This window comes from Micromonospora sp. NPDC047187, assembly GCF_040643355.1.
In the GTDB taxonomy this organism is placed as follows: Bacteria; Actinomycetota; Actinomycetes; order Mycobacteriales; family Micromonosporaceae; genus Micromonospora; species Micromonospora salmantinae.
The window spans coordinates 12,639-29,396 of the sequence record NZ_JBEYUF010000018.1 but is presented as its reverse complement, the minus strand read 5'-3'; the positions used below and the strand labels follow the sequence as shown (position 1 = coordinate 29,396).

The following is a 16,758-nucleotide window of genomic DNA, read 5'->3' as shown; positions in this document are numbered from 1 at the left end:
GTGGGGGGACCATGTTCACCATCGGAGACTTCGCCAGACTCGGCCGGGTGTCGGTGCGGATGCTGCGCCACTACGACAGCATCGGCCTGCTGCCCCCCGCCAGCGTCGACCCGCACACCGGCTACCGCTTCTACCGTGCGGACCAGCTGCGCCGGCTCAACCGGGTGATCGCCCTCAAGGAGTTGGGCCTCACCCTCGAACAGGTGCGCGCGATCGTCGACGACGCCGTCGACGTGGCCGAACTGCGTGGCATGTTGCGGCTGCGCCGGAGCCAACTGGCGGAACAGTTGGCCGCCGACACGGCCCGGCTCACGGCTGTCGAGGCGAGGCTCCGAATGATCGAGTCGGAGGGTCGGATGACCACCGAGGATGTCGTCCTCAAGGAGATCGCGCCGGTCCGCGTCGCGGAGCTGACCGCCGTCGCGCCCAGCTACCGGGGCGAGGACATCGGCCCGGTGATCCAGCCGCTCTACCCGGAGCTGTTCCGTCGGCTGGACGCCGCCGGGATCACGCCGACGGGGCCGGGCATCGCCTGGTACGAGCCGGCCGACCCGGGCGGCGACGCCGTCGTCGTCCACGCCGGTGTGCTCGTCGACGCCGAGCCGTCAGCGGCGTCCGACGTCACGGTGCGCGACCTGCCGGAGCTGCGCAACGCTGCGACGATCATCCATCGCGGTGCGATGGACGACGTCGAGCCGAGCATGCAGGCGCTCGCCCGGTGGATCGAGGAGAACGGCTACCGCACCGACGGCTTCGCCCGGGAGGTCTACCTCGACTACTGCCCGGACACCCCGGAGAAGGGCGTCACCGAACTTCAGGTCGCCGTGTACCGCGACTGAGCGCTCAGTTCACCAGCAGCAGCGCGCCGACCGCGGCGAGCGTCGCGGTGACCGCGAGCAGGGTGCTGGTCAGCACGAACCGGGTCACCGGCACCGCCACCCCGGCCGCCCGGCAGCGCTCGAACCACAGCAGGGTGGCCAGTGACGCCCAGGGGGCGGCCAGCGGGCCGACGTTGGTGCCGATCAGCAGGGCCAGCAGGCGGGTGTGGTCACCGGTCGGCAGCACCGACTCGCCGGCCAGGTAGGCGGGCAGGTTGTTCACGGCGTTGGCGAGCAGCGCTCCGGTGCCACCGGCGCGCAGGGCGCCCAGCGCGCCACCGTCGGCGCCGACCAGGGTGCCGACCAGGTCGTCCAGCCCGTGCCGGCCGAGGGTCTGCACCACCAGGAACAGGCCGGTGACGAAGAACAGCAGGCGCACCGGGACCAGCTCCGGGCGCAGCGTGGCGGGGGAGCGGACCAGGAAACCGACAAGCACCAGCGCGAGCCCGACGGTGGAGGCGATCTCGATCTCCACGCCGGCGAGGATGCCGGCGACGAAGATCAGGCAAGCGGCGAGCGCCGTACGGTGCAGCACCGGGTCGGCCGGCACGTGCCGGGTCGGCGGGACGAAGCGCCCACCGGCGGGCCGCTCCCGCCGCCACCACCCGAACCAGAGCAGGGCCATGGTGACCACGACGGAGGTGAGCTGCGGCAACGCCATCCGGGCCGCGTACGCCAGGGGTGCCAGCCCGACCCGGTCGGCGGCGAGGAGGTTGGTCAGGTTGGACACCGGCAGCAGCAGGCTCGCCGTGTTCGCCAGCCAGACCGTGGTGACGGCGAGCGGGGCGGCGGGGATCCGCAGGTTCCGGGCCAGCGCGAGCAGCACCGGGGTGAGCAGCACTGCGGTGGTGTCGAGGTTGAGCACGAGGGTGGTCAGCGTGGCGAGACCACCACCGAGCAGGAACAGTACGGCCCACCTGCCCCGGGAGACGATGGCCAGTCGGCTGGCCAGCACGTCGAAGACACCGGCCACGGCGGTCAGCTCGGCGAGCACGATCACGGTGCCGAGGAACAGCAGCAGCGGCAGGATCCGGTGCAGGGTGGCGGTGGTCTCCGCGCGGGGGAGCAGCCCGCTGAGCGCGCAGGCCGCCCCGACCACGAAGAGGACGGCCGCCACCAGGTCCAGGGGGTGGGGCCGGCGCCGCGTGGTCGGCTCGGGCGGGGCGGCAACTGTCACGTCTGTTCACGTTGGCACAGCGTCTGGCCAGCCGGTTCGCAACCCCCGTCCTGGTGACGGGCCCCACCGTGCCCGCCCCCGACGAGTCTGGCGTCGCACCGGGCCGGGCCCGGCCCCCGAGGATCGGAGACCGGGCCCGGTGTGGTGCGCGGTGCCTACCAGCCCAGGTAGCTGGGCTGGGTCTGCACGTTGAGTTCCTGGTAGCGGGTCAGCTTGGCCGACCAGGTACGCCAGTCGTTCAGCTCCAGGACGTCAAGGCCCTTCACCATGTCGTTGGAGTAGATGTGGCCGTTGTAGTAGTACGCGGACCAGGTGCCGCCGCCGACGAACGTGTCGGCCGAGAGCGGGCCGCGCTCCCAGAAGGCGATCTCCTTCGGGTTGGCCGAGTCGGTGAAGTCGAACACCGAGATGCCACCCTGGTACCACGCCTGGACCATGATGTCCTTGCCGAGCACCGGGATCAGCGAGCCGTTGTGCGCCACGCAGTTCTCGGTGTCGGCGTTCGCCCGGGGGATCTTGTAGTAGCTGCGGAAGGTCATCGTCCGGGCGTTGCCGCGGCCGGCGATGTCGTAGATGGCGTCCGCGCCGCGGTTCGGGCCGACGGTCTCGTTGCAGGTCGCCGCCCCGCCACCACCCAACTCGTCGGTGAAGATCACCTTGGTGCCGGAGTTGTTGAAGGTGGCCGAGTGCCAGAACGCGAAGTTGACCTCGTCCCGGACCCGGTTGATGACCCGGGGGGCCTCGCGGTTCTTGATGTCGAGCAGGATGCCGTCACCCATGCAGGCGCCGGCGGCCAGGTCCTTCGACGGGTAGGCGGTGATGTCGTGGCAACCGGTGGTCGCCGAGCCGGTCTGGCTGCCGGGGAAGCCACCGTCCGGGAAGAGGTTCGGCGTCGCGACCACTGCCGCGTCGGTCGGCTTCTTCACCGGCACCTTGATGATGGAGATGGAGTCGTGCGGCGGCTGGCAGTCCGGGAATTCGGCCCGCGGGCTGTACGACGAGACGTACAGGTAGACGGCCTTGCGGTCCTTGCCCGGCACGAGGGTGTGGGTGTGGGAGCCGCAGGCCGTCTCGACGGACTTGATGTAGCGCGGGTTGGCCTTGTCCTTGATGTCGAAGACCTTGATGCCCTCCCACGAGCCCTTCACGTCCGCTCCCTGCGTGGTGCTGTTGCAGGAGTCGTCGCTGCGCGACGAGTCGGTGGAGAGGAAGAGCAGGTCACCGTGGACGGAGATGTCGTTCTGCGACCCCGGGCAGAGCACCCGGGCCTTGACCGTCGGAGCGCTGGGCCGCGAGATGTCGTAGATGACGAAGCCGTTGTAGTTGCCGGCGAACGCGTACTTGCCCTGGAAGGCGATGTCGCTGTTCGTCGCGTCCAGTGGGGCGACCTTGGGCACGTTGGCGATCTGGCGCAGGTTGGGGCTGCTGACGATCTCGTCGACGCCGGGGATCGTGTTGGTGAGCGCGGGGGCCTTGGCAGCCTGCGGCACCGTCTGGGCGTTGCTCGCCGGGGCGACGAGGGCGCTGGCGACGAGGAGGCCGGTCGTGGCGAGCGCCACGACACGCAGTTGTCGTAACCGTGGCTTGTGGAATCTGATCATCGGCGGGGCCCTTCGCAAGGGGGAGACGATGGTTGACACGTTACCGTCCGACGAAGAACGTCGATGTGAGCTGGATCACATGAAAGCGGGTTCTTCAATGGATAGCATCGCGGTGACCTCGACTGCAGGGAGTGGCCCATGACCAATCGGCGCGCACGCATCCTGGCGGTCGTCACACTGGCTCTCGTGTTGCCGCTGGTGGTGTTCATGGTGATTCGCCTCGACGGCGACACCGGTACGAGCGCACCGCAGCCGGTCTCCGCGCCCGCCACCTCCGCCGCGTCACCGACGGTCAGCCCCGTCCCCACCGACCTGACCGTCATCGCGCCCGGCCGTCCGGGCGAGACGGCGGCCACCCGCCCGGCGCACGAGGTCCGCGACGCCGGTCCCGCCCCGCACAACTCGCTGGACGTCTGGTTCGTCCGGATGATGATCCCGCACCACGCGCAGGCCCTGGCGATGGCGGAGCTCGCCCCCGACCGGGCCGCCGACCCCGACGTCCGGGCCATCGCCGAGCGCATCCGGGCCAGCCAGGGGCCGGAGATGGGCATGATGCGCGGCTGGCTGCAGACCCGTGGCCTCCCGGCGGAGGTGCAGGGGCACGACCACGGCACCATGCGCGGCATGCAGTCGCCAGAGGCGCTGCGGCAGCTCGCCGCGGCCCGTGGCGCGGACTTCGACAGGCTCTTCGTCCGGATGATGACCGAGCACCACCAGGGCGCCATCGAGATGGCCACCAACCTGCTCACTGTCGGCTCCGACCTGACGCTCAACGAGTTCGCCAACTCCGTCGCCACCGAGCAGACCGTCGAGATCGACCGCATGCGCGAGATCCTCGGCGGCTGACCCCCGGGCGCGGGGCGCGAGGGCCGAGCGTCGCGGCACGTACGCTGGGTGACCGTGAGACGCACAGTGTTCGGTCGCCCGCTGCGCGGCGTCGCCTTCGACGTTGCCGTCGCCGCGCTGGTGGTCCTCGTCTCCCTGGCCGCGGCGGTGAACCAGCCGGGCGGTTGGGCGGCCACGGCGGTCGGCCTGGGGATGGCGGTGGCGCTGCTGTTCCGCCGCACCCACCCGAGCGCGGTGACGGTGGCGGTCGCGGCGCTCGCCCTGATCCAGGTGATCGCCCGCTGGGGTCCGCTCATCTACGACGTGGCCGTCCTGATCGCGCTGTACAGCGTGGTGAAGTACGGCCGGCGGCTGCGCGACGGCGTACTGGCCGGCGCGGTCGCGGCCGTCGGCGTGCTGCTGGCCGCCGCACAGACTCCCAACGTCATCCAGTGGTGGGTGACCGCGCTGTGGTACGCGTTGGTCACCGGCGCGGTGTGGCTGGTCGCGCTGAACGTGCGGACCCGCCGGCTCTACGTGCTCAGCCTGGAGGAGCGGGCCACCACCCTGGAACGCGAGCGGGAGGCCGAGTCCCGGGCGGCGGTCGCCGAGGAGCGCACCCGGATCGCCCGTGAGCTGCACGACGTGGTCGCCCACAGCATGGCCGTGATGATCGTCCAGGCGGACGGGGCCCGGTTCATGCTCGACCGTGACCCCGCCCAGGCTCGCACCGCCGTCAAGGTGGTCGCGGACACCGGCCGGCAGGCGCTGGAGGAGATGCGCCGCCTGGTCGGCGTTCTGCGCGACGCCGGCCCGGCCGGTGCGGACGGTGCCGACGGGCTGGCGGTGGCGGCCGACCCCGAGCACCGACGCCTCGCGCTGGCCGAGCTACCCGACCTGCTGGCCCGGTTCGACGACGCCGGTCTGCACGTCCGCAGCACCGTCACCGGTGCGCCACCGGGCCTGCCGCCGGGCCTGGAGCTGACCGTCTACCGGGTGGTGCAGGAGGCGTTGACCAACGCGCTCAAGCACGCCGGCGTCGGCGCCGGCGTCGAGGTCGTCCTGTCGTACACCGCCGAGGCCGTCGTGGTCCGGGTGGTCGACGACGGTCGCGGCCGCCCGCTGGTCAGCCCGGCGCCGTCCGGCGGTCACGGCCTGCTCGGCATGCGGGAGCGGGTGACGGTGTACGACGGCAGCCTCACCGCCGGCCCCCGGCTGGCCGGGGGCTGGCAGGTCGAGGTTCGGCTGCCACTACCGTCAGAGCCGACAACGGAGGTGATCGCGGCATGACGGTCCGGGTAGTGATCGTGGACGACCAGGCGCTGGTCCGCGCCGGGTTCCGGATGGTGCTGGAATCCCAGCCCGACCTGGAGGTCGTCGGGGAGGCGATCGACGGCGCCGACGCCCTGCGGGTGCTCGCCCGCACCGAGGCCGACGTGGTCGTGATGGACATCCGCATGCCCACCATGGACGGGGTGGAGGCGACCCGTCGACTCTGCGCCGAGCGGCCCGCGGGTGGCCCTCGGGTGCTGGTGCTGACCACCTTCGACACCGAGGCGGACGCGTTCGCGGCGCTGCAGGCCGGGGCGAGTGGCTTCCTGCTCAAGAACGTCCCGCCGGAGGAGTTGCTGGCCGCGATCCGGGTGGTGGCCCAGGGCGACTCGGTGGTGGCTCCGTCGATCACCCGGCGCCTGCTGGACCGGTTCGCGGGGCAGCTCGGCGCCGCCCCGAGCGCCGACCCGCGACTCGCGCAGCTCACCGAACGGGAACGGGAGGTGCTGCTGCTGGTCGCCCAGGGGCTGTCCAACGCGGAGATCGCCGCCCGGGTGCACGTGGCCGAGGCGACGGTGAAGACCCACGTCGGGCGGATCCTGGCGAAACTCCAGCTGCGCGACCGGGTCCAGGCAGTGGTCCTGGCGTACGAGAGCGGGCTGGTCACGCCCGGCGGATGACACCGCGTACGACCTGGGTCGTAGCGACCGGCGGACGCACCGCGACCCGGGGCGCACGCAGGTCGAGCGCGCAGGTGGAGATCGACAGACCGTTTCCGGCCATAGCGTCGGAGGGGTCCGATCCGCCACCTGCACCGGGAGCCCCGCATGATCCGCCTGACCCTGCGTTCGCTGCGCGCCGAGGCGCTGCGCATGCTGCTCTCGGCGCTCGCCGTCGTGCTCGGCGTCGCGTTCGTCGCCGGCACGATGATCTTCGTCGACGGGATGCGGGCCGGGGCCTACGAGCGGGCCGGCACCTTCGACCGCCACACCGACCTGGGGGTCTACACGGCCGGCCGCCAGGTGTTGCCCCCGGCACTGATCGACCGGGTGCGGGCGGTCGACGGGGTGGCCGCCGCCGCCGGTGAGCTGACCAACACCGCCGGGATCGTCGGAGCCGACGGTCGGCCGGTGCTCGGCTTCACCATGCTCGTCGCCATCCCCACCGAGGACGCGCTGCGCTCGTACGACGTGGTGGCCGGCCGGTTGCCCGACCGGGCCGGGGAGGTGGTGCTCGACGCGCCGACGGCGGCCGAGCAGGGCTTCGGGCTCGGCGCCACGGTCCGGATCGGCGCCACCGGTGGGGCGGCGCGCCCGTACACACTGGTGGGCACCGTCGACGTGGCCGGCACCGCCCGCGACGTCGGCGGTCCGTTCGTCGGCCTGGTCGGGCCGGACGCCCTGGCCCTCACCGGCGAGCGGGGTTACGGCCGGATCATGGTGGCGGCCCGACCGGGCGCCGACGTCGCGGCGCTGACCGAGAAGGTACGCGCCGTGTCCGGCGCCGAAGCCACGGTGAAGAGTCGCCAGCAGATCCTCGACGAGGCCGTGGAGGACGCGGTCCGCAACGTGGACCAGTTCCGCATGCTGCTGTTGATCTTCGTAGGGGTCGCGATCGTGGTGGCCGGCTTCGTGATCGCCAACACCTTCGCGATCGTGCTGGCCCAGCGCACCCGACGGACCGCGCTGCTGCGCCTGATCGGCGCCACCCGGGGACAGGTCTTCCGGTCCACAGTGCTGGAGTCGGCGGTGCTGGGTCTGGTCGCCTCCGCGCTCGGGGTGCTGCTCGGGGTGGCCCTCGCCGCCGGGTTGCGGCTGCTGCTGTCCCGATTGGACGTGCCGGTCACCGGTGGGCTGACAGTGACCGGTTCGACAGTGCTCACCGGCCTGCTGCTGGGCACCGGGCTCACCGTGTGCGCCGCCCTGCTGCCGGCCTGGCGGGGCACGCGGATCGCCCCGGTGGCCGCGCTCACCGACGCCGCGGTGCAGCCCGGCCGGGGTGCTGGTCGGGTTCGGCTGAGCATCGGCGCGGTGGTCCTCGCCGTCGGTGTGGCCGCGCTGGCCGGTGCCGCCAGCGCCGCTCAGCTTTTACTGGTGGCGGTCGGTGGGGTGCTCACCTTCTTCGGGATCGTGCTGTTCGGGCCGGTGCTCGTCCCCGCGCTGGCCCGGGTGTTCGGCTGGCCGGTTCGACGGGTGCTCGGCACCATCGGTGAGCTGGCGGTCAACAACACGGTGCGCAATCCACGGCGGGTCGCCGCGACGGCCACCGCGCTGGTGATCGGTATCGGACTGGTCTCGGCGTTTATGGTCGGCGCGCGCAGCACCAAGGACGGCATCGAACGCAGCGTGGACGCCCAGATCGGAACGGACTTCGTGGTCAGCGGAATCGGTCAGGACCTGCCGGCCGCGCTCGTCGGTGAGCTCGCCTCCCGTCCCGAACTGGGTGTGGTGCACGAGCAGCGCAGCACCGTCGTCGACGACGTCGAGATCCGCGCGGCCCACCCGGCGCTGGTCGGCCGGACGCTGAGCGGAGTGCTGGCCGGGGACGCCGAGCGGGTCGGGCCGGGGCAGGTGCTGGTGCACAGCGAGTTGGCGCGGGCCCGTGGCTGGCAGGTCGGCTCCCCGGTGACCGTCAGGGGGAAGGCGTTCCGGGTGGCCGCCGTGGTGACCGACGACACCCCCGGCGGTGAGGTGCCCGCAGGTCACGTCATCGACGTGTCCGACCAGGACTTCGCCGCGCTCTTCCCCGCCCGGCGCGGCTACCTGGCCGAGATCGACCCCGCCGCCGGGGTGAGCCCCGAGCGGGCCCGCGACGCGATCACCGCGGTGCTGGGCCGCTACCCGACGGTGAACCTGATGGACCAGGGCGCCTACAAGAAGATGCTCACCGGAACTGTGGACATGCTGCTCGCCTTCGTCACCGCGCTGCTCGGTCTGGCCGTGGTGATCGCCCTGGTCGGCGTGGCGAACACCCTGAGCCTGTCGGTGGTCGAACGGACCAGGGAGAACGCCGTGCTGCGGGCGGTCGGGCTCACCCGAGGGCGGATGCGCGCGGTGCTGGCCGTCGAGGCGGTGCTGATGGCGCTGGTCGGCGCGGTGCTCGGGGTCGGGCTCGGCACCGGAGTCAGCGCGTCCACGATGGCCCTGCTGGACCGCCTCGGCGGCGACTTCCACGTGGTGCTGCCGCTCGGCCAGCTCGGGCTGATCCTCGGTGTCGCGGTGCTCGCCGCACTGCTCGCCTCGGTGCTGCCGGCCCGCCGGGCGCTGTCCCGCCCGGTCGTCGAGGCGCTCGCCGACCAGTGACCCGGTCGCGGCCGGACCGGCCGGGTCCGACCCCGCCGACCGGACGGACATCCGCTGGCCGGTCCCGCCGGCTTCCCCGGCGGCGGGACCGGCCAGCGGTGCCGGGTCTACAGGCGCTCGACCATCGGGCCGACGCACCGGTTGCGGGTGTCGAAGACGTAGCGGGCGTGCCTGACCACGAGGTCGTAGTCGAAGGTGTCATGGTCGGTGACCACCACCACCGCGTCGGCCGCGCGCACCTCACGCTCGCTGAGCCCGACCACTGTGATCCCGGCGGGGATCTGGTGCGCCTCGGCGTACGGCTCGACGGCGTGCACCTCGGCGCCGAGGGCCTGCAACCGACGGGCCACGTCCACGGCGGGGGAGTCGCGCATGTCGCCGGTGTTCTTCTTGTACGCCAGACCGAGCAGCAGCAGTCGGGCGCCGCTGACAGCCCGACCGTCCCGGTTCAGCCCTCCCATGATCCGCTGCGCGACGTGTTCGGGCATCTCGTGGTTGACGTCGTTGGCCAGCTCGATGAACCGGAACTGCCGACCGAGGCGGCGCTTGACCTGCCAGGACAGGTAGCACGGGTCGATCGGCAGGCAGTGCCCGCCGACGCCGGGGCCGGGCCGGAACGGCATGAAGCCGAACGGTTTGGTCGAGGCGGCGTCGATCGCCTGCCAGACGTCGATGTCGAGGTGGTGCGAGAGCATGGTCAGCTCGTTGATCAGCGCGATGTTGACCTGGCGGAAGGTGTTCTCGATCAGCTTGGTCAGCTCGGCGACGCGGGTGGAGTCCACCGGCACGGTGCGTTCCACGAGGCGCTGGTAGAACCCGTCCACCCGGGCCAGCGCCGCCGGGTCCACACCGGAGACCACCTTAGGGGTGTTCTCCAGGCGCCAGGTCGGGTTGCCCGGGTCGATCCGCTCGGGGCTGTAGCCGAGGTGGAAGTCACCGGGGCTGGTCAGGCCGCTGGCCGACTCCAACAGAGGACGCAGCAGTTCCTCGGTGGTGCCCGGGTAGGTGGTCGATTCCAGGATCACCGTGCAGCCCGGGCGTACGTACGGGCCGATACCGATGCCGGCCTGCTCGACGAAGCTCAGGTCCGGGGTCCCGTCGCGCAGCGGGGTCGGCACCGTGATGACGCAGATGTCGAACCCGTCAGCATCGGTGTACTCAGTGCTGGGGTGGTAGCGGCCGCTGCCCAACGCGCGGCCCAGCCGGTCGGCCGGAATGTCCTCGACGAACGACTCGCCGGAGGCGAGACGCTTCACCCGGTCGGCGTCGACGTCGAGACCGACCACGTCCAGCCCCGCCTCGACGGCCCGCATGGCCAGCGGCAGTCCGACGTACCCCTGACCGATCACGACCAGCTTTTCAGCGCTCACCCAGGCTCCCGCAGCAGATGGTGTAAATAGCCTGCTGAGAGCCTAGAGGCGTCTTCGGCGTCGTAAGTCCGTTTTGGGGATATCGGTGCTGGTGAGACTGGAGGAGGATCGGCGACAGCGGTCGGCTCAACCGTCCGCCGGCACCTCCGGCTCGAGCGGCGGGCTGGAGGTGGCGGGTGGATCAGGAGGCGCGCTGGTCGTCGGCGGCGCGGCCGTCGTGGGTGCCGCGCTGGTAGGCGGCGCCGTGGTGACGCCCGCCGTCGGCGTCGGCGAGTTGGCGGTCTGACTCGGCTGCACACTCGGCGTGACGGAGAGCGAGGCCGACGGGGAGTTGCCGGGGACGTGCGGCCGGTCCGGCCGGCCCGGCTCGACGCTGGTGATCTGCTCGTTCGCCGCGGGCAGGTCGACGGGACCGCTCGGCGCGGCCGTCGGCGAGGTGGCCGGCAGATTGACCGCCGGGTCCTCGATGTTGCGCGTCGCGGCCAGCGCCGCGCCGAGCCCGACCAGCGCGACCAGCATCGCCGCCGCCGCGCCGACGAGCGGACCCCGCCGTCGCTGGCGCCCGTCCGCCACCGCCGCGCCGGCCGGCACGTCCGTGCGGGTGCCCGGCCCAGCGTCGCGCAGCGCGACCGGCCCGGCCATCGCCGTCGGCGGCTCGCCGCCGGTGACCGCCGTCCGAGCGGCCTCGGCCATCGCCGCTCCGCTGGTGAACCGCTCCAGCGGATCCTTGGCCAGGGCCCGCGACACCAGGGCGCGGACCGCCTCCGGAATGTCGTGCGACAGCTCCGGCGGCTCGTCGTCCAGGTGCCGCACGGCGACCTGGAGCGGATTGTCACCGGTGAACGGCGGACTGCCGGTCAGACAGCAGTAGGTGACAGCGCCCAGGGCGTAGATGTCGGTGGCACCGCTGACCGGCCGACCGGCGGCCTGCTCGGGAGCCATGTAGAGGGCGGTGCCGGGCACCGCGTTGGTGCTGGTGATGCTGGTGATGTCGGTGGAGCGGGCCACGCCGAAGTCCACCAGGACGACGGTGCCGTCCTCCTGCACCAGCAGGTTGCTGGGCTTGACGTCGCGATGCACGATGCCGCCGCGGTGCGCCGCGTTGAGCGCCGCGGCCGCCTGGGCCACGATCGACATCGTCTCGGCCACGTCGAGCCGTCCGGCCGCCTCGATCCGCTTGGACAACGGCTCGCCGGCGACGAACTCCATGACGAGGTAGTCCGCCCGCCCCCCGTCGGGGAGGTCGTCCGCACCGCAGTCGAAGACCTGCACGATGCCGGGGTGCCGCAGCGCCGCCATGATCCGGGCCTCGGCGCGGAACCGGGCGATGAAATCGGGATCGGAGACCAGCGCCGGCAGGAGAACCTTGACCGCGACCTGCCGGCCGAGGATCAGGTCGGAGGCACGCCAAACGTCGCCCATGCCGCCCGTGGCGACACGTTCGTCCAAGCGGTAGCGACCGCTGAGCACGACCTCCGATGACAACACCGCATTACCGTACCTAGAGTGGCGCGGGGCGGCGCGCCGCGGCAGGGCCGCCGGGCGGCTGGTTCAGACTGGCTGATCCGGCCTGACCTGTGTGGACGCTCGCTCTTCGTGACGCTGCGGATGTGTGGTGTCACAAAAAGCGACTATTTCCGTCGCTCGGGTCGTCGGCGGTGGCCAGAATCCGCCTCCAGGCACGGTTGGCGTCTGCTGCGTACCGGCCGTTACGGCGACGCGCCGTCGGGCCGGGTTGATAATTGTCACTCTTCCGTGACACGACGCCGACTTGTCGCGTCGCGAGCCCCCTCCTAGCGTTAGCCCGGCTCGGGCCCTCCCGGCTACCTCGGCGCGCAGCGCGCCGATCGACCACCCTGGCGTTGGCCCCCGGACACGCCGCCCCGACAATCGTTGTCGCGGGCACAATCAGAGCGGTGGAGGGCGGTGTGGTGCTGGTGCTGATCGGGCGGACGACTCGTGCCGCGTGGCGTGCGCCAGCCCGGTTGGTCGGGCCGACACGCCCCGAACGATGCGTGGGCCGCGGATGACCGCCGACCTGTCGGAGGTGGTGACCGCCGCGCAGGCCGGGGACGAGGAGGCGTTCCGCTTCCTCTACCGCAGCCTCCAGCCCGGGCTGCTGCGGTACCTGACCGCGCTCGTCGGCGCCGACGCCGAGGACGTCGCTTCCGAGACCTGGCTCCAGATCTCCCGTGACCTGCCCGGCTTCACCGGGGGCGAGTTCCGGGCCTGGGCGGTCACCATCGCCCGTAACCGCGCGATGGACCACCTGCGCCGGATGCGCCGCCGCCCCTCGCTCCCGGTCCCGGTGCAGGCGCTCGTCGAGCTCGCCAGCGACGCGGACACCGCCGAGCGAGCCAGCGAGACGATCGGTACCGAGACCGCCCTCGCGCTGATCGCCACCCTCCCGCCCCGGGAGGCCGAAGCAGTCCTGCTGCGGGCCGTGATCGGGCTGGACGCGGGATCCGCCGGCCGGGTACTGGGCCGCCGGGCCGGCGCCGTGCGGACCGCCGCTCACCGTGGCCTACGCCGGCTCGCGGTCCTGCTGGAGCGGCAGACCCCGGCCGAGTCCTCGGCCGGGGTCGAGGGGGTGCCACCGCCGCGTGCGGGCAGCGGCCCCGCCCTGCGGGCATCGCACGTCGAACCGGCGGACGGCTGACGTGAGGGGACTCCCGATGAACCCGTTCCGGCGGGCCGACCACGCCGACAGCGAGCGGCTGCTCGACTCGGCCTCCGCCCGGGGGGACGCCACCCTGGACCAGAACCCCTCCGCCGCGCGCACCGAACTGGACGCGGACTCACCTGAGGCGCACCTGAGCGCCCCGAACGTGCCCCCGGTCGAGCCGGTCGCCGCGCTGCTCGCCGCGGCTGCCGGCCCCGTCCGCCCAGGCGAGTTGGCCGGGGAGGACGCCGCGGTGGCCGCGTTCCGGGCCGCCCGGGCCAACCCGGCACCGGCTGTGCCGCAGCGGCCACGCCGTCGCCGGACGACCACCGGCGCGGTGGCCTGGATCGGCGCGGTGGCAGCCACCGCCACCGCGGGGGCCGCCTTCGCCGCGGTCACCCGGGACCGGGGGCCAGAACCGGTCGCTCCGGCACCGTCGCGCCCGTCACCCTCGACGCACCAGGGCGCATCCCGATCGAGCGAGCCCGGTCGGTCGGTGGGCACCGGCGCCCCGTCGCCGGGCGCGCCGCCGCCCGTCACCGCCACGCCGCCGGCCAGTCCCGCTACCGTCGGCGAGGTGCACGGACTGTGCCGCGCATGGCGGGCGAAGGCACCCGAGCAGCGGGAGAAGGCGCTACGCACGCCGGCCTTCCAGAAGCTGGTGACCGCTGCCGGCGGCCCCGCCGAGGTCGAGGCGTACTGCCAGCGGCTGGTACCCGAGACGAAGCCGTCCGAGCCGGCGAAGGTCACGCCCTCCGAGTCGGCGAACGGCAGGCCGTCCCCATCCGGGAACGCCCCGCCGTCACCGCCGGGACCGGGCCACCGGGCCGGCGGCTGACCGGTCGGCGGTGGGAGCGGTTTGGTTCCGCCCTGCTTCGGAAATTCGTCTGTTAGACAGAGGTTGGTGGCACCGTGCACGCCCCCGACGGTGTCGGTGGGTGGGTTTACGGTGGCACGGTGTGCCGGACCCGGCACAACGGAGAGGGGGCCCGACCCTTGGCGACGTCATCCGACCTGGACCGCAGCGCCATCCTGCGCGAGTCCGCAGCCGCAGTCCGACACCTCGCCCGGATCTGCTTCAAGACCGGCCCACCCACCCACACCGGCGTCGAACTGGAATGGACCGTGCACGACGCCGCCGATCCCGCTCGACCGGTCGACGCGACGCGACTGCGGGCGGCGCTGGGGCGGCACAGCCCCGCCACGCTGGATGCCACCAGCCCAGCCGAGCCGCTGCGACACGGCGGCATGGTCACCCTGGAGCCGGGTGGCCAGCTGGAGATCTCCACCCCGCCCCGCCCCTCGGTCGCCGCGTTGATCCGCGCCACCGAGGCCGACATCGCCCAGGTCACCGACCTGCTGGCCGCCGCCGGGCTGATCCTCGGCAGCAGCGGCATCGACCCCCACCGACGGCCCCGCCCGGTGGTGGAAACTCCCCGTTACCGCGCGATGCGCGGAGCCTTCGACCGCCACGGCCCGGCCGGCCGCACGATGATGTACAGCACCGCCGGCCTGCAGATCTGCCTCGACGCCGGTGAGCCGGACCAGGTCGCTGACCGCTGGGCCGCCGCCCACGCGGTCGGGCCCCCACTGCTCGCGGTGTTCGCCTCCGCCGCTCGACACGCCGGGCGGCGCACCGGTTGGGCCTCCGCCCGGATGGCCGCCTGGCTGGCCATCGACCCGGCTCGGACCCGCCCGGTCTGGTCGCCCTCCCGGGCTGGGGACGATCCGACCGACACCTGGATCAGCTACGTGCTCGCCGCGCCGCTGCTCTGTCTGCGCCGGCGCAGCGCCGACTGGGCCGCGCCGCCCGGAGTGACCTTCGCCGACTGGCTCGACGGCGCGCTGCCACAACCGCCGACCACCGATGACCTCGACTACCACGTCAGCACCCTCTTTCCGCCGGTGCGCCCGCGCGGCTACCTGGAGCTGCGCTACCTGGACGCCCAACCGGGTGGCGGCTGGCGGCTGCCACTGGCGGTGCTGACCGCCCTGTTCGGTGACCCGGGCACCGTGCGCGAGGCGTACACCATCGCCACGCCGGTGGCGCACCGCTGGTCGCCCGCCGCTCGGCACGGCCTGGCCGACCCGGCGCTGGCCGCCGCCGCGGCGGCCCTGCTCGACCTGGCCCTGAGCAGCATGCCCCGACTGGAGCTGCCGGCCAGCACTCACGACGAGATCCGGCGAGGGGTACGCCAGCGGCTCGCCGCCGCAGAGAGGAGAGACCAGTGAGCGCGAGGAGTGAGCCGGGGTTGCGAGCCTCGCAGTCGCCAACGGAAGGCGGTTCAGTGAGCGCGAGGAGTGAGCCGGTTCTGCGAACCTCGCGGGCGGGCCGGGTCGACGGCGAGCAGTTGCGCGACCACATCGCTGTGGAGTTGGCGCGGGCCCGCGCCCGTACCGCGTTGCTGACCGAGGTGGTCGACGACGTCGACCTGACGCGCCAGCACTCACCGCTGATGTCGCCGTTGGTCTGGGACCTCGCCCACGTCGGTAACCAGGAGGAGCTCTGGTTGGTGCGGGACGTCGGGGGCCGGGAACCGGTCCGGTGTGACATCGACGAGTTGTACGACGCGTTCAAGCAGCCGCGCCGAGACCGCCCCGCGCTGCCCCTGTTGCCGCCCGCGGAGGCGCGCGCCTACCTGGCCACCGTTCGGGACAAGGTGCACGACCTGCTCGACGCGGTGACCTTCACCGAGCCGCCGCTGGTCGCCGACGGGTTCGCCTTCGGCATGATCGTGCAGCACGAGCAGCAGCACGACGAGACCATGCTCGCCACCCACCAGCTGCGCTCGGGGCCGGCGGTGCTGCACGCCCCGGCGCCGCCCGAGCCGTCGGTCCGGGTCGGCGCGGAGGTGCTGGTGCCGGCCGGCGGGTTCACCATGGGCACCGACACCGATCCGTGGGCGTTGGACAACGAACGTCCGGCGCACCGGGTCGACCTCCCGGCGTACGTCATCGACGCCGCCCCGGTGACCAACGGCCAGTACGCGGCCTTCATCGCCGACGGCGGCTACACGGATCAGCGCTGGTGGAGCGCGGCGGGCTGGGAGCATCGGGTTCGGGAGCAGCTCAGCGCCCCGATGCACTGGCGTTCCGACGGCGACGACTGGTCGTATCGGCGCTTCGGTCAGTGGGCGCGGGTCCGCGCCGACGAGCCGGTGGTGCACGTGTGCTGGTACGAGGCGCAGGCGTACGCGGCGTGGGCCGGCAAGCGGCTGCCGACCGAGGCGGAGTGGGAGAAGGCGGCCCGGTGGGATCCGACGACCGGGCGGTCGCGCCGTTACCCCTGGGGGGACGACGACCCGACCGAGGCGCACGCCAACCTCGACCAGCGCCATCTGCGGCCGGCGCCGGTGGGCGCGTATCCGGCCGGCGCGTCACCGTTGGGTGTGCACCAGCTCATAGGGGACGTCTGGGAGTGGACCTCGACCCCGTTCGACGGGCATCCGGGGTTCGCCGCGTTCCCCTATCGCGAATATTCGGAGGTCTTCTTCGGCGGCGACTACCGGGTGCTGCGCGGTGGCTCGTTCGGCACCGACCGCTCCGCCTGCCGGGGCACCTTCCGTAACTGGGACTATCCGATCCGCCGGCAGATCTTCAGCGGGTTCCGCTGCGCCCGGGACGCGCGACCGGACGAGTCGTACCGGTGAGTCGCCGCACGACCGGCGGCC

At 72.7% G+C, this 16,758-nt stretch carries 13 protein-coding genes; 9 read left to right on the top strand and 4 right to left on the bottom strand.

The window, feature by feature from the left end; translation table 11 throughout:
* Nucleotides 1-11 precede the first annotated feature (11 nt).
* Nucleotides 12-839 (top strand): MerR family transcriptional regulator, encoded by an 828-nt coding sequence (locus ABZ794_RS24405; RefSeq protein ID WP_357517731.1) that lies wholly within the window; start codon nt 12-14, stop codon nt 837-839.
* A gap of 4 nt (nt 840-843) precedes the next feature.
* On the opposite strand, the gene ABZ794_RS24400 is transcribed toward ABZ794_RS24405, so the two are convergent.
* Entirely contained in the window at nt 844-2,055 is a 1,212-nt protein-coding gene (locus ABZ794_RS24400) for an SLC13 family permease (protein WP_357517729.1), read from the bottom strand.
* A gap of 155 nt (nt 2,056-2,210) precedes the next feature.
* A complete protein-coding gene (locus ABZ794_RS24395) occupies nt 2,211-3,656 on the bottom strand; it encodes a hypothetical protein (protein ID WP_210786276.1) in 1,446 nt (481 codons plus the stop codon).
* Nucleotides 3,657-3,794: 138 nt separating this feature from the next.
* On the opposite strand from ABZ794_RS24395, the gene ABZ794_RS24390 reads away from it, so the two are divergent.
* From ABZ794_RS24390 to ABZ794_RS24375, 4 genes are all read left to right on the top strand, one after another.
* Nucleotides 3,795-4,502, top strand: coding sequence for a DUF305 domain-containing protein (locus tag ABZ794_RS24390; RefSeq protein WP_357517727.1), 708 nt, complete (start codon nt 3,795-3,797; stop codon nt 4,500-4,502).
* Between the two features lie 48 nt (nt 4,503-4,550).
* Entirely contained in the window at nt 4,551-5,771 is a 1,221-nt protein-coding gene (locus ABZ794_RS24385; protein ID WP_238688901.1) for a histidine kinase, read from the top strand.
* Entirely contained in the window at nt 5,768-6,433 is a 666-nt protein-coding gene (locus ABZ794_RS24380) for a response regulator transcription factor (protein ID WP_091397823.1), read from the top strand. Before ABZ794_RS24385 ends, ABZ794_RS24380 begins: the two co-directional genes overlap by 4 nt.
* Nucleotides 6,434-6,580: 147 nt before the next feature.
* Nucleotides 6,581-9,055, top strand: coding sequence for an ABC transporter permease (locus ABZ794_RS24375; RefSeq protein WP_357517724.1), 2,475 nt, complete (start codon nt 6,581-6,583; stop codon nt 9,053-9,055).
* 107 nt (nt 9,056-9,162) lie between these two features.
* Here ABZ794_RS24375 and ABZ794_RS24370 read toward each other — a convergent pair whose 3' ends face one another.
* Both ABZ794_RS24370 and ABZ794_RS24365 read right to left on the bottom strand, forming a co-directional pair.
* Nucleotides 9,163-10,425: a nucleotide sugar dehydrogenase gene (locus ABZ794_RS24370; RefSeq protein WP_357517722.1), complete on the bottom strand. Its 1,263-nt coding sequence runs from the start codon at nt 10,423-10,425 to the stop codon at nt 9,163-9,165.
* A gap of 126 nt (nt 10,426-10,551) precedes the next feature.
* Nucleotides 10,552-11,913 (bottom strand): serine/threonine-protein kinase, encoded by a 1,362-nt coding sequence (locus ABZ794_RS24365; protein ID WP_210786271.1) that lies wholly within the window; start codon nt 11,911-11,913, stop codon nt 10,552-10,554.
* A gap of 538 nt (nt 11,914-12,451) precedes the next feature.
* Between ABZ794_RS24365 and ABZ794_RS24360 the strand changes: the two genes are divergently transcribed.
* The 4 genes from ABZ794_RS24360 (at nt 12,452) to egtB (ending at nt 16,737) form a co-directional block, all read left to right on the top strand.
* Nucleotides 12,452-13,084, top strand: a complete 633-nt coding sequence (locus ABZ794_RS24360) for an RNA polymerase sigma factor (protein WP_210786270.1) — start codon at nt 12,452-12,454, stop codon at nt 13,082-13,084.
* A 16-nt stretch (nt 13,085-13,100) separates the two neighbouring features.
* Nucleotides 13,101-13,925, top strand: coding sequence for a hypothetical protein (locus ABZ794_RS24355; protein ID WP_210786269.1), 825 nt, complete (start codon nt 13,101-13,103; stop codon nt 13,923-13,925).
* Nucleotides 13,926-14,083: 158 nt separating this feature from the next.
* Entirely contained in the window at nt 14,084-15,319 is a 1,236-nt protein-coding gene (gene egtA / locus ABZ794_RS24350; RefSeq protein ID WP_238688905.1) for an ergothioneine biosynthesis glutamate--cysteine ligase EgtA, read from the top strand.
* 80 nt (nt 15,320-15,399) lie between these two features.
* Nucleotides 15,400-16,737, top strand: coding sequence for an ergothioneine biosynthesis protein EgtB (gene egtB, locus ABZ794_RS24345; protein ID WP_357517793.1), 1,338 nt, complete (start codon nt 15,400-15,402; stop codon nt 16,735-16,737).
* Nucleotides 16,738-16,758: the final 21 nt, after the last annotated feature.

Coding starts and splice junctions, on each gene's coding strand:
- ABZ794_RS24405 (WP_357517731.1), top strand. CDS start 12: ATGTTCACCATCGGAGACTTCGCCAGACTCGGCCGGGTGTCGGTGCGG.
- ABZ794_RS24395 (WP_210786276.1), bottom strand. CDS start 3,656: ATGATCAGATTCCACAAGCCACGGTTACGACAACTGCGTGTCGTGGCG.
- ABZ794_RS24390 (WP_357517727.1), top strand. CDS start 3,795: ATGACCAATCGGCGCGCACGCATCCTGGCGGTCGTCACACTGGCTCTC.
- ABZ794_RS24380 (WP_091397823.1), top strand. CDS start 5,768: ATGACGGTCCGGGTAGTGATCGTGGACGACCAGGCGCTGGTCCGCGCC.
- ABZ794_RS24375 (WP_357517724.1), top strand. CDS start 6,581: ATGATCCGCCTGACCCTGCGTTCGCTGCGCGCCGAGGCGCTGCGCATG.
- ABZ794_RS24360 (WP_210786270.1), top strand. CDS start 12,452: ATGACCGCCGACCTGTCGGAGGTGGTGACCGCCGCGCAGGCCGGGGAC.
- ABZ794_RS24355 (WP_210786269.1), top strand. CDS start 13,101: ATGAACCCGTTCCGGCGGGCCGACCACGCCGACAGCGAGCGGCTGCTC.